The sequence below is a fragment of the Finegoldia sp. P1-F-LS genome (assembly GCF_052932205.1).
In genome coordinates, this window is sequence record NZ_JBRFJH010000018.1 from 1 (window position 1) to 13,487 (window position 13,487).

At 35.8% G+C, this 13,487-nt stretch carries 11 protein-coding genes; 9 read left to right on the plus strand and 2 right to left on the minus strand.

What is annotated here, in order from left to right; all coding sequences use genetic code 11:
* Positions 1 to 205 precede the first annotated feature (205 nt).
* Positions 206 to 1,387 carry an MSCRAMM family protein gene (locus tag ACU68Y_RS08885; protein ID WP_446755716.1) on the plus strand — a complete coding sequence of 394 codons (1,182 nt, stop codon included), beginning with the start codon at positions 206 to 208 and terminating at the stop codon, positions 1,385 to 1,387.
* Positions 1,388 to 1,427: 40 nt separating this feature from the next.
* Here ACU68Y_RS08885 and ACU68Y_RS08890 read toward each other — a convergent pair whose 3' ends face one another.
* Both ACU68Y_RS08890 and ACU68Y_RS08895 read right to left on the minus strand, forming a co-directional pair.
* Positions 1,428 to 1,880, minus strand: a complete 453-nt coding sequence (locus ACU68Y_RS08890) for a COG2426 family protein (RefSeq protein WP_060790955.1) — start codon at positions 1,878 to 1,880, stop codon at positions 1,428 to 1,430.
* Between the two features lie 8 nt (positions 1,881 to 1,888).
* Positions 1,889 to 2,539 carry an HAD family hydrolase gene (locus ACU68Y_RS08895; protein ID WP_060790954.1) on the minus strand — a complete coding sequence of 217 codons (651 nt, stop codon included), beginning with the start codon at positions 2,537 to 2,539 and terminating at the stop codon, positions 1,889 to 1,891.
* A gap of 161 nt (positions 2,540 to 2,700) precedes the next feature.
* On the opposite strand from ACU68Y_RS08895, the gene ACU68Y_RS08900 reads away from it, so the two are divergent.
* The 8 genes from ACU68Y_RS08900 to ACU68Y_RS08935 all read left to right on the plus strand — a co-directional run bounded on the left by ACU68Y_RS08900 (position 2,701) and on the right by ACU68Y_RS08935 (position 13,364).
* Complete coding sequence (locus ACU68Y_RS08900) at positions 2,701 to 3,933, plus strand: aminopeptidase (RefSeq protein ID WP_446755717.1); 1,233 nt, start codon at positions 2,701 to 2,703, stop codon at positions 3,931 to 3,933.
* Positions 3,933 to 5,729, plus strand: a complete 1,797-nt coding sequence (gene pepF, locus ACU68Y_RS08905) for an oligoendopeptidase F (RefSeq protein ID WP_446755718.1) — start codon at positions 3,933 to 3,935, stop codon at positions 5,727 to 5,729. The genes ACU68Y_RS08900 and pepF overlap by 1 nt, the downstream gene beginning before the upstream one ends.
* A gap of 50 nt (positions 5,730 to 5,779) precedes the next feature.
* Positions 5,780 to 6,664 (plus strand): ABC transporter ATP-binding protein, encoded by an 885-nt coding sequence (locus tag ACU68Y_RS08910; RefSeq protein ID WP_304152073.1) that lies wholly within the window; start codon positions 5,780 to 5,782, stop codon positions 6,662 to 6,664.
* Positions 6,657 to 7,409 carry an antibiotic ABC transporter permease gene (locus ACU68Y_RS08915; RefSeq protein ID WP_446755719.1) on the plus strand — a complete coding sequence of 251 codons (753 nt, stop codon included), beginning with the start codon at positions 6,657 to 6,659 and terminating at the stop codon, positions 7,407 to 7,409. The genes ACU68Y_RS08910 and ACU68Y_RS08915 overlap by 8 nt, the downstream gene beginning before the upstream one ends.
* Positions 7,399 to 8,070: an antibiotic ABC transporter permease gene (locus ACU68Y_RS08920; RefSeq protein ID WP_446755720.1), complete on the plus strand. Its 672-nt coding sequence runs from the start codon at positions 7,399 to 7,401 to the stop codon at positions 8,068 to 8,070. Before ACU68Y_RS08915 ends, ACU68Y_RS08920 begins: the two co-directional genes overlap by 11 nt.
* Positions 8,071 to 8,360: 290 nt before the next feature.
* A complete protein-coding gene (locus ACU68Y_RS08925; protein ID WP_002835885.1) occupies positions 8,361 to 8,720 on the plus strand; it encodes a desulfoferrodoxin family protein in 360 nt (119 codons plus the stop codon).
* Positions 8,721 to 8,863: 143 nt separating this feature from the next.
* Positions 8,864 to 9,766, plus strand: a complete 903-nt coding sequence (locus ACU68Y_RS08930) for a Fic family protein (RefSeq protein WP_316058386.1) — start codon at positions 8,864 to 8,866, stop codon at positions 9,764 to 9,766.
* A gap of 418 nt (positions 9,767 to 10,184) precedes the next feature.
* The gene (locus tag ACU68Y_RS08935) at positions 10,185 to 13,364 is read left to right on the plus strand and encodes an InlB B-repeat-containing protein (protein WP_446765338.1); all 3,180 of its coding nucleotides are present in this window, start codon (positions 10,185 to 10,187) and stop codon (positions 13,362 to 13,364) included.
* Positions 13,365 to 13,487: the final 123 nt, after the last annotated feature.

A 13,487-nucleotide genomic window follows, 5' to 3' on the forward strand; every position in this document is an offset into this window, starting at 1 on the left:
CTACAATTCTATAGCCTCCAGATTTACCTGATAAGTATTCTAGTACTAATTTTATTTTAAATTCTTTTGTATATTTTGGCATACAAAAACCCCTCCATCCGTATTCCGGATTTTGGGGTTCAGATCATAATATCGTGCGATTTTTTTGTGCAAATACAAGAAAACACGCTTCTTTTGTGATATATTATTAAATAGGAGAAGTGTTATGAAAATTTTGAAGAAAATACTATTCGTTCTAGTGGTGATAATGATGATACCGCAAATCACCTCTGCATCGGAAATAGACAAGATAGACAATATAATAAATCCAAATAGACATCAAAACGATAGTGTCAGTAAAAAAATAATGCAAAATTTCAAAGCGAACTTGTCATTTGCCGTAAAACAAGTGCTCGACGAAAACAATGCGACATTTAAAATCACAGTCTTGGATAAAAAAAGCAGACCCATACCTAAGGTAGAGCTAATTGTGACGGATGTCGAGACGGGGAAATCTCGTGAGAACCAAACCAACGAGAAAGGAGAAATCCAATTTCGTGGGCTTGCTCCTACAGAACACACGATAAAAGTCGTGTCTGCTCCGTCGGGATATTTCTTCGATGAAGATGTCATCACACTCGAAAACAATGTCGTGAATACCAAGACTATATTTGGAAAGACCAAGGAAGACAAGGACAAGACCTACAAGGTAACCTACAGAATTACTGACAAATACGGCATTGCCCTCAAAGAAATAGAGGTCAGATTACAATCTGGAAATAAAAAATACATCTCAAAAACAGATGTGTTCGGATATGCGCATTTTGAAGTGGAAGATACTGGCAAATACGAAGTGTATGTCGACAAAATGAGCGAATATTTTGAAGAACACGACAATTTCAAGATAGATGACATCGAAATCAATCCAAATTCCGAAGAATCTATTTATAGTTCACAAATAAACGAAAAAATGAAAAAAGAGTTCGAATCAGCACTTATAATCAACGTGAAAAAAGCAGACAAACCACAAGAAAAAGTGCTCGTTTCATTAAAAGACAGAAGGACAGATATGTATGCATTCCAGTACACGAACGAAGAAGGAAAGGTTGTGTTCGACAATTTGTTTCCTGGAAATTACGTGCTTACAGTGAATAATGAAGATAGATTGACAGAAAATGGAGTCGGCGCAGTTCATTTGATAGAAGGACAAGTGCGTGAGTTCGATGTAGTATTGTCGCAATCTGATTTATCCAAGAAATCACTCGTAGTAGAAAAGAAAGAACCGCAAGATGAAAAACTCCCAGAATCAGGCAGCAAAGACGAAAGAATGATGATTTTATTCTCGTTGGGAATAATAGTGTTGGCGTATTTGTATTTAAACAAACAAAAAAGGGAAAATAATAATTAACCAAAAAAAAGACCTACACAGGTCTTTTTTTGATTGCCAATTATTTAATTACATTCAACACACCCATTGTTGAAAGCATCACGATAGTTCCCGCTGTGATGACTCCAAGTGTTATGGGGAGCATGCTTTTTTTAGGACTCAATCCCAAAAATGACGCCACCAATGCGCCAGTCCAAGCGCCTGTTCCAGGAAGTGGGATTGCCACCAAAATGTATAGCCCCAATCTTCCGTACTTGTCGATTGTTTTGCTTTTTTCTTGTGCTTTTTTGTTAATCCAATCCACAAATGGTTTGAAAGTGTCGATTGTATCCAACCATTGTAGTACTTTTTGTGTCAACAAAATCAAAAATGGTATCGGCAAGATGTTGCCAATCACAGACAGCCCGAATGCAAGTGCTGGGTTGATGTTATTTGCAAGTGCATAAATCATCGACCCTCTGATTTCCAAGACGGGAAGCATGGACAATATGAACATGTAAACTATTTTATTCATACAATCTCCTATTTGAACAAATTGTAGTCCAAATCATCGTACGATTCGATGTGTTGTTCCACCTTCTCATCAATCACATCATAATCATTGACAGTGGAATCGTCAGTAATTCCCACGACTTTAAATCCCATCTTGTCAACCGTATCGATGCAGTACAATGCATCTTCAAACACAATCGTGTCGTCCACATTAGCACCCAATTTATTCAAAGCACTCTTCCAGTATTCCTCTTCGTATTTGTGGTAACCCACAGATTTACAAGTTTGCACGAATTCAAAATAATCCAATATCCCTTGTTTTTCAAGAGCAGGAATTGCCAAGTGGTCTTCTGTTGCAGTTGCAACGCACATTTTAATACCCATAGATTTTAGCTTTTCGAGCATATCCACAACGCCCGGCTTCAAATCAAATTCGTTCATATAACCGTTTCTAATTGTGTAATATATAAAATTCAAACCATCGTCTGTGGTTTTTTTAATATCAAAAGTTTCGTGAATGTAATCAATAGATGTCAAAAGTGTTTTGGTTTTGATCTTCTTGATAAAATCATCATCAGGTTTTATTCCCAAATCGTCAATGTAATCCAAGATAACTCGGTTCCATTTGTACATGGAGTTGATTAAAGTTCCATCCATATCAAAAATTGCGTATTTAATCATAAATTCATCCTTTCATATATAACTAGATTTTAGTATAAGAACAGCTTAAAGTCAATCAAAAACAAGTATTTTTACGTATTTTACAAACATTTTATTTCCATAAAATTGAAAAAATATCGGGAAAACCATATAATATTATTAGTGATGTAAGGAGGAATAATATGGAAAATTTTGACAAAAAACTAAACAATTACGCAAGATTGATAATTGAAAAAGGAATCAATGCAAACGATAGACCGCTTGTGATTCGTTGCGCAGTTGAGAGAGCTGATTTTGCAAGACTTTTGGTGAAATACGCTTACGAAAAAGGCTGCAGCGAAGTTGTCATGGAGTGGAATGACGATGAGATCAACAGAATGTACTACGAAAACGCATCAGAAGAAGCGTTGAAGGACGTTCCAGATTTTATCGTTGAAAAATCCAAATACTATTTTGAAAAAAAGGCAGGTGTGATATCTGTATCTTGCCAAGATCCTGAAAATTTGAAAGGCGTTGATGCCGACAGAGTTCAAATGAGATCCAAGGTTTTTGCTGAAAAGATGAAACCAATTCAAAAATACACAATGAATGACATCAACAGCTGGTGTGTTGTCGCAGCTCCAAGTGTTGGCTGGGCGAAGAGAGTATTCCCAGAACTTTCAGAAGAAGAAGCAGTAGAAAAATTGTGGGATCAAATCTTCAAGGCGACACGTTCTGACACAGAAGATCCAATCAAAGCTTGGGATGAACATTTGGATACAATGGACAAACACGCAGAATTTATGAACAAACACCAATTCGTGAAGCTTCACTACACAAACTCATTGGGAACTGATTTGACAATCGAACTTCCAAAAGGACACGTGTGGATGGCTGCACAATCTACAGATAATTACGGAAATGTTTTTGTTCCAAACATCCCAACAGAAGAAGTGTTCACAGCACCTCACAAAGACAAGGTAAATGGCGTTGTTTACAGCACCAAACCATTGAATTACGGTGGCAACACAATCGACAAGATGAGATTTGAATTTAAAAATGGAAAAGTTGTGGACTTCGATGCAGAAGTTGGCAAGGAAACTTTGAAGAATATGTTCGACACTGACGAAAATGGGAAATATTTGGGAGAAGTGGCACTTGTTCCTTACGAATCACCAATTTCTAAATCAAACGTCACATTCATCAAAACATTGTACGACGAAAACGCATCATGTCACCTTGCATTTGGCCAAGCTTACCCAACTTGTGTAGAAGGAGGAGTGGACATGACAGATGATGAATTGAAGGAAAATGGAATCAACGATTCATTGATTCACGTGGATTTCATGGTTGGATCAAAAGACATGAGAATAGTTGGAACTACAGCAGACGGCAAAGAAATAGAAGTATTTAAGGAAGGAAACTGGGCAATCTAATGGATATACTAAAATATTGCAAAAGAGAAGAAGCAGACCCACAATACATGTGGGATTTATCGGCACTATATAAAACAGAAGAAGAATTCGAAAAAGCAGTAAAGACTGTTGATTTGATGGCAGATGATTTCAAGAAAAATTACGAAAACAAACTCAAATCAGCAGACTTAATCAAAAACGCAATGGACGATTACAGAGATATCGTTGCAAACATCGACCGCATCGCACACTACGCATCACTTGATGTGGAAGCAGACGGCCACAACGAAAAATCTCAAAAAAGAGCCATGGCTACATTCACAAAAATCGCAGACATCGAAAACAAAATGAGCTTTTTTGAAACAGAACTCGTACAAGTTGACGAACAAACACTTGAAGAAGTGAAAAACGACGCCAACAACACAAGATACATCGACGATTTGTTGAAGAAAAAAGAACACATCTTATCCAAGGAAGTGGAAAATGCTATAAGCAAATTCTCGCAAACATTTAGCTCATTCTACGAAATCTACAACACAACGAAAATTCACGACATCACATTCCCTGATTTCGAAGTAAATGGCAAAAAATACGAAATGACTTATAATTTGTTCGAAGGAGTTTACGACAACGACCCTGACACAGATTTGAGAAGAAAATCATACGAAGTGTTCTACAACGAACTTGCCAAATACAAAAACACAACAGCGATGATTTATCTGTCACATTGCCAAGCAGAAAAGGCAGAAAGTGAACTAAGAGGATACGATTCAGTGATCGATTTCTTGTTAGACAGACAAAACATTTCTCGTGAATTGTACGACAGACAACTAGATGTAATCATGCAGGAACTTCCGAAACACATGAGAAAATACGCCCAAATCATCAAGAAAGAATACGATTTGGACAAGGTTACATTCATGGACTTGAAGCTTGATGTGGAAAACTCATTCTCCAAAAACATTTCAGTTGAAGATGCGAGAAACTTATTAAAAGACGGATTATCAATCCTAGGAGAAGATTATTCCAAAATGCTAGATCGTGCATTTGACGAAAAATGGATTGACTTTGTAAACACATTTGGAAAATCAACAGGAGCATTCTGCGCATCTCCATTCTTGGCACACCCATACGTGTTGATATCGTGGACTGGCAAACTAACAGAAGCCATAGTATTGGCGCACGAATTGGGACATGCAGGACAATCCTACATCTCACAAAAAACACAAAACGTGTTGGACAACGACCCATCAATGTATTTCGTGGAATCACCATCCACAACAAACGAACTCATCATGAGCAGATATTTGCTAGAAAAAGCAACAACTGACCAAGAAAGAAGATATTTGTGTGGACAAATAATCTCCAGAACCTACTTCCACAACTTCGTCACACACTTCATCGAAGGATACTACCAAAGAGAAGTGTACAAATTAATCGATGCCAAAGAAGGATTCACAGCTGATGATTTGTCAAGAATCTTCAAAGAAACACTACAAAAATTCTGGGGAGAAGACGTTGAAATCAACGAAGGATCAGAATTAACATGGATGAGACAACCTCACTACTACATGGGATTGTATCCATACACATACTCCGCAGGACTAACAATCGGAACACAAGTATCCAAAATGATTGTAGAAGAAGGAAAACCAGCAGCAGACAGATGGCTCAAAGCATTGGCATTAGGCTCCACAGAAGATTCTGTCGGAATCGCAAAAGCTGCAGGAGTAGACATCACAACAGATAAACCACTCAAAGACACCATCGAATACATCGGCAAAGTCATCGATGACATCGAAAAATACGACAAATAATATAAATGGCACTGTAATGGGTGCCATTTTACATAGATAAGAGGCAACAAATGTATATACAATTTAATAATATTAAAAAATCATTCGACGGAAATACTGTACTTGACGTTGAGAATTTACAAATAGAAAAGGGCGAAATAGTTTCAATTATAGGGAAAAACGGCTCAGGGAAAAGCACACTAATCAAGATTTTGTGTGGATTATTGTACCAAGATCAAGGAGAGTGCAGAGTTGATAATATATCCAACAAAAATTCTAAAATCAGAGAACACACCAAACTTGTGCTTGAAAGTGGTGGAGGATATTACGATTATTTAACAGCCACTGAAAACATCATGTATTTTCTCGGACTAAACCACGTTAATTACAATGAAAATGAAGTGCATAATTTGATGAACAAACTCGATTTTACAGAATTCAAGGACAAAAAAGTATCAGAATTATCGCAAGGAAATCGTCAAAAACTTTCACTCATAGTGACACTTCTAACCAATCCCGACATAATTTGCTTAGATGAACCTACCAATGGATTGGACATCAATAGCATGAATATTTTGTTGAATTTCCTACACAAAACAGCAGTTGAAGACCAAAAGACAGTCATCTTCACAAGTCACGACCTATCATTTATGAAAAACATCAACTCTAGATTAATACTAATAAATGAAGGGAAAATTGTACTGGATAAACCATCCAAACAGTTGTTTGATTCAAAAGACTTACAAAAAGACATCATTGAAATAGAAAACACCAACAGAAATCTACTAGATAATTTGAAGAAAACGAAATACGAATTTACCGACAATTCAATTATATTGTCAGTTTACGATGAAGCTGAGAAGGAATTTCTACTTAAAAACTGTGACATAATAAGCATGAGAAAAGAATCTTTGACGGCAGAAGATGTGTACTTCAGGGTGATTTCAAATGTTTAATAAATTGTTATTGGAATTTAACAGAGATTTCTCAGAAATCAAAAAATACAAATTCAACGTTATATTTGCAAACATCGCAGTGCTTTTGATGGCACTTTTCATCATTGATGGACTGTTTGTAAAAGAAAAAGAAATCGTGTTTTTGATGATGATATTGTGGTATTATGCGACTTATGCGATTGAATCACCAACGTTTTTGATACAAAACGAAATAACAGACAGAACACTGATATCAATTGTCCAATCAAAAACAGGGATACTATCTGTTGTTTTGTACAGAAATTTAGTGGAATGTTTGATGAATACGATAAAAGTAATAGTGATATTCACACTGATATTTGTATCAGTAGACTTTGATTATTCGAAATTCAACCACATTCCTATAATAATTTTAGTGATGGTTGTGTCTGTGTTCATACTTTATCAATTGGGCACTTTCTTATCAAGCTTCACATTATTATATAAAAGACTTGGAAGTTTTGTCGCCTTGGCAGAAACATATATGTTGTTTTTCGGAGATATTACCGCAAAAGTGAACAATAAATTGCTTTTATTTATTAATAAAATAATATTCCCATTTAACAATGCACGTACAATCTTCACACAATTACAACTGAATAATATCAGATATGATTTGATAATACAGCTTTTGATACAAGCTGTTGTATTGTCCGTTTTGGTCAAAATTTCATACGATAAAAACATTCAAAAAAGCATGAAAAGAGGTAATTTGTATGGGATATAAATACGGAGAATTACGAAAATACATCGACGAAAACAAAAATTACAAGATAGAATTTTTCTCAAAGCTAATATCGGATATTATCATGCTTGCAGGCGTTTCTTTTATGCTAAAATCAACGGATAATTGGAACAACGAATCATTCACATATTTTTTGATATGGTATTTGTTGCAAACAGTGTTGTTTGAACTTGTCAAATCCATAGAATTTGAAATCAAAAGCGACGGGCTGATTAATATGATTTCATCTAGAACCAGCATCACTATGATTTATTTCAAAAGAAGCATCGTTTGGTTAGTAAAAGCTGCGATTTTATTTTCGATTGTAATTACACTATCGGGAAATGGATTGAACGGGATAATACAATTCAAGCCAAATCTGATTGTAGCGATAATATTGGCTTTAATTTTCATGTATGGCGTGTTCTTCTTGTTCATGGCACTCACATTTATTTACGAAAGAGTCGCATCATTTACAGGATTTATCACAACAGCGTTTTTGATATTTGGCTACAAACTCACAATAACACAAGAAATCAGAAAAATAATTGTGGGAAATCAAGCAGATATGAAAAAAATTGTGTTGAATTTGATACTTTTATATGCTGTGGCGTATCATTTTATGAAAAAAGCAAGGATGAAATTACAATATAGGGGATTCTAATGAACGAAAAATTTAGAGCATAAAAGCAAACCAAATTTATGATATAAATAAAATAATAAATAAGATATTTAAAGAAAAAGGAGCTTCATGAGTATGTCATTGAGGCTCCTCTTTTAAAATTGGTCTGTTATTTGTGATTTGTGGAACTATTTTATTAATCATTTGCGTGATGATGCTTTTGAATAAAAACATTAACCGACTTGAAGAACTAAACCTAGATGTAATTAATGATTAGTTTAGTGTAATTGGGGTATAAATAATCTGTAAGAAATTTTATAGGGGGTAATATAATGGCTAAATTAACAGAAACAGTTCAATCTGGAGATTGGAAAGCAGAAAAACACGTTCCAGTTATTCATATTGATAAAAAAGATGACGGATTCAAAGTATGCGCAATCGTAGGTGAAGAAATCGAACATCCAAACACTTTCGAACACCACATTGCATGGATTAAAGTATTCTTCCAACCAGAAGGAGAAAAATTCCCAGTAGAAGTAGCTTCTTACCAAGCAGCAGCTCACGGTGAAGGCGAAGTATTCACTAAACCACACGCTCACGCTTATGTAAAATCTACTAAACCAGGTAAAGTATTCGCATTAAGTTATTGCAATATCCATGGTTTATGGGAAAGCGCTGAAGAAGTAAAATAGGTTGATATAATGAGGACTCTTTGATGGAGTCCTTTTTTTCGTGGGAGAATCTATCGTTCCGATAAATGCAAGTGTATTATTCCGATAAGGTTGTTATTATTCCGATAAGAATATATAATTAAATAAAGATTGGAGGGATATGTGTGTATTTAACTGTAAAACAAGTTGCAGAAAAATGGAAAATTTCAGATAGAAGAGTGAGAGCGTTGTGTGCTCAAGGCAAAATTGATGGGGCTTTTCAAGATGGAAGACTATGGAAGATACCGATTGATGCACAAAAACCTTCCGACAGCCGATACAAATCAACGAACAGCTTGCTTTCTCAAATTGATTTAAAAAAACAAGAGTTGGATAAGAAAAGGCCTTTGACTGAAGGGGAAGTAGCCAGATTGAACGAAGAATTTGCAGTTGAATACACTTATAATTCAAATGCGATTGAAGGAAATACTTTGACTTTGAGAGAGACTGATTTGGTTTTGAAAGGACTTACGATTGATAAGAAACCTTTGAAGGATCACTTGGAAGTTATAGGTCACAAGGAGGCTTTTGATTTTGTAAGAGAGCTTGTGGAAAAAGAGGCAGATTTGAATGAAAATGTGATTAAGCAAATTCATTATTTGGTATTATCGGACAAAATACAAGACCGTGGCGTGTACCGTAGAGTTCCAGTAAAAATTATGGGCGCTACCAATGAACCTGTTCAACCGTATTTGATTGAGCCGAAAATGAACGAACTTATGCACAATTATAAGAAAAATACTGAACATATTGTTTCAAAACTCGCGCGTTTTCACATTGAGTTTGAGAGCATACATCCATTTATAGATGGAAATGGCAGAACTGGTAGGCTTCTGGTGAATTTGGAATTGATGAAGGCAGGATATCCACCAATTGATATTAAATTCAAAGATAGATTGACTTATTACAAAGCTTTTGATGATTATCATGAAAAGCACAGCACAAAGACAATGGAGAATTTGTTTTCAAAGTATTTAAATGAAAGATTGCAACATTATTTGGATATTTTAAGTGATGGAAATAATTAATGAGGACTCTTTGATGGAGTCCTTTTTTTCGTGGAAAAATTTATTGTAAAAAATTAAACATAATACTAATTTTTATACAAGAAATTTTTGCACGTTGCAACGCGGAGTACAAATTAATATAAGAACAATAGAACGCATATCATATAATTGAACAAGATAATCTGAATTTTTATTGTGAAAAAATAATTTCTTAAATTTTAGCAAATACAATCGGTTACATATTTCTTGAAAATTTAAAATTAATTGTTAAAAATTATCGCAGGAAAATACGATAGATTTTTATTTCACATTATATTTTTCGAAAAAAAGCATTGAATACCAATCCAAAATCTTGTAAAATTACTGATTTTGTGATATAAGTAAGATAAGCCTAACTGTAGGCAAAATTATTTAAAAATAAATTTTAGGGAGTGGTGATATGAAGCATTCATTTAAAAAAGAATTTAGAAGATTTTTATGCTTTTTAATGACTTTTATAATGATCTTGACATCAATGCCAGTACACTTATTGGCAGCAGATGTTGATCACAATAATTTGTCAAATAATAAAAGCGAAATCATAAATAACAAAACACCTGTTACGGTGGCGAAACCAGAAAAGGGGAAGACGGCAAAGGAGTTGATTGAAAATCCCAAACAGCCAGCGATCTACACTTTGCGTACTGACTACAAGGTTCAAAGAGGAGAAAAGTATCAGGTTGACTACCAACCTTATATTGCCAGTGTAGGGGAAGCAGCAACTCAAGCAGAAAAAGATAAGGTCAAGCAAACAGTTAAACTTCCAGATCTTACAGGCTACGAAAAGCCAGATGACGATTATAAAATCGACTACGATACAGTAAAAAACGCTGCAAATGGTAATAATAAAACAGGTAATGATACTAATGGCATAAGATACCAAGCTAACAAAGACTTTAAATACAAGGCTAAGTCAAATACCATAACAATCAAGCATGTCTTCCAAGACTTGGAAGACTTTACCAAGTACACAAATCCGAACGGAAGAGTTGGAGAAGAAGGACAGCTTATTACCACTCAAAACGGGAACACCGGCTCCACCATGGAAGTCAGCCCCTTGAATGAAAATGATCCAAACCGAAAAGGCTTTGTTCCGGAAGCTGAATCTATTAACATGCAAGTTCCGGAAAATGCCGAGAACTTTATTTTGGAATACCGTTACAACCGTGCCCACTACGATGTAGTTTTTGACACAAAAGGCGGCACAGCCCTTCCAGCTCGTACACTTTATTATGGACAAGTGATTCCTAAAATTGCCGATGAATCTATTCCTACAAAAGTTGGCGGCGAGTTCCAAGGCTGGAAACCATCTGTTGATTTAACAACAAAGGATGGAAAAACTTTTAAAGCAAATGAAATAATTAAAGTTGGAACTAATGAAGCTAGCAAAAATCTTGATGCCAATTTGATTATGCCGGCAAACAAAGTTACTTTCACAGCTGTGTGGAAGGACAAGGAAAAGGCAGACTACGCTGTCCAATTCTGGGCAGAAAAGGCAGACCATGCAGACGATGCATCACTACTAGATAAGTACGACTATATAGGCACTCGTGTCTATAAAGACCAAGACACAGGTTCGAGACCAAACCTGGATGAAGAACCTGTAAAAGGATTAAAATTCCCTGACCTAGACCAAGCTCGTCTAAATAAGATATGGAATGGTGAGACCTTTAATAGAAGAAAAAATAAACTTTTAGACAAGTTTTTCGTCTACAACCAAGCTCTAACACATGATCAAAACAAGGACCCAGAAAATGTAAACCTAGTTAAGTCTGTTGATTCAACAGGCAGGACTGTTTACAATATCTACTACGACAGACAAGTCTACGACCTTTACTTTACTAAGTCCAATGCACAACCTGATAAAAACACCTTCTACCCTGAAATTTGGCAATACGACGAAGCGAAAGGTGAAGCGGTAATGAAGGGTGGACCTGGCAATCTTTACCATTACAAGGCGAGATTTAATGAGATGATGTATAAGTGGCCTAACGATGCCAAACAAACCAAAGGATTCACTCCTGGTTATCAAAGTTTTGGTTGGGGACCAAACTATACTGTACCAAATTGGCCGCTTCATTTGGACACGCCACCTTACAGATTAAATGCCGATGAATTCCTGGATATGGCAAACTACACTAATTGGGGTGGCTATACTAAGAAGATAGATAAGGGCGATGGAACAACAATGGATTTGGATCCATTAGACTTTAAAACTCTTTCTTTTGGTATAAAACAAGATTCGCCTTCCATCCCTCACCACATGGACTTTTGGATGGATGGCTTTAAGGACGGTGAAACCATAATACGTTACGACCTTGTGAGAACTAAGGCGGATACAGCTTCTCCAGACTATAGGCATAGATATCCACGTGTTCAAGGCTTTACCCCTTATGGATATAATCCTCGAAGCGCTTGGCCAGCAATCGCAGAGGAAAGCGAGGAAAATGGCCGTGTGAATGAGGATGAAATTAACAATCTAAATGATGAGCGTGATGAAATCACTCCTAACAATAGTGGGACATACTATAACAACTACGGAACTAAACTTCCTATCGGTCAGCTAGATTTTATATCAGTCTTCTTTAGCGATGCCGATGAATTTGGTGATCCATTGAATGATGAAGATGGTAATCCTATAGTTAAACCATTTGAAGAAAACGGCTATCTTCGATTCAAATACACTCGTAACAAGTATCCATTGAGATTTAACTACGACCCATCAAAGATTAAAGATGACAAAGAATTTGGAGCAACAAACTCAATAGATACCTTCTATGAATTCCCTCTAAAGGCCCTAAGCCCTAACTTGGTAGATGACAAGACACCAAGAGAAGAAAGAGAGTATTACAAAGATAATCCGAAAAACTTACTAGACAATCCAGAAAACTTGAAAAAATTAGGCCTTACAGACCTTGTCTTTAACGATCCAAATGACAATAACAAATTAAAGGTAAAAAGACCAGAAAATCTTTCAGACCAAATGGTATTTAAGGGATGGGCACTTGACCCTGCTGGTTCAAAGCTTATTTGGGAGAACCCGGGCGAAAAGATGCCTTCTCACCCAGTAAACCTATATGCTAAGTGGGGCGAACCTGACTACAAGTGGAAGGTAACTTTCGATCCAAACGATGGATCTTTAAGAAATATTAAAGAAGAAGATTTAACTACTAGTCGCAAAAAGATACAAGAAGGCGACATAGGTCAAGAAGAGATAAATACCTATGCGAAAAAAGAAGCTAACGATGGTAACAAGCAAATCTTTACAGTTATTCAAAGACAAAAGCTTGTAGAGCCGAAAATTAAGCCTACAAGGAAGGGCTATGACTTTATGGGTTGGGAAGTCATTCGTTACAAGAAAGATGCCACAACAGGTGACTACACTAACGAGCAAGACACAAGCTATAGAGACACTTATAAGGTTCCAGAACTTTACTCTTTCGGTAACGACGTGGTAGCACCAGTATATCTAAAAGCAATTTGGGTTCCAAATGCAAGAGTAGATGTTAAAGTTGAACATTATATGTTGGACAAGGATTATAGCTTAAAGAAAAAACTAGAAGACACGCTTGAAGATTGATCTGAACCCCAAAATCCGGAATACGGATGGAGGGGTTTTTGTATGCCAAAATATACAAAAGAATTTAAAATAAAATTAGTACTAGAATACTTATCAGGTAAATCTGGAGGCTATAGAATTGTA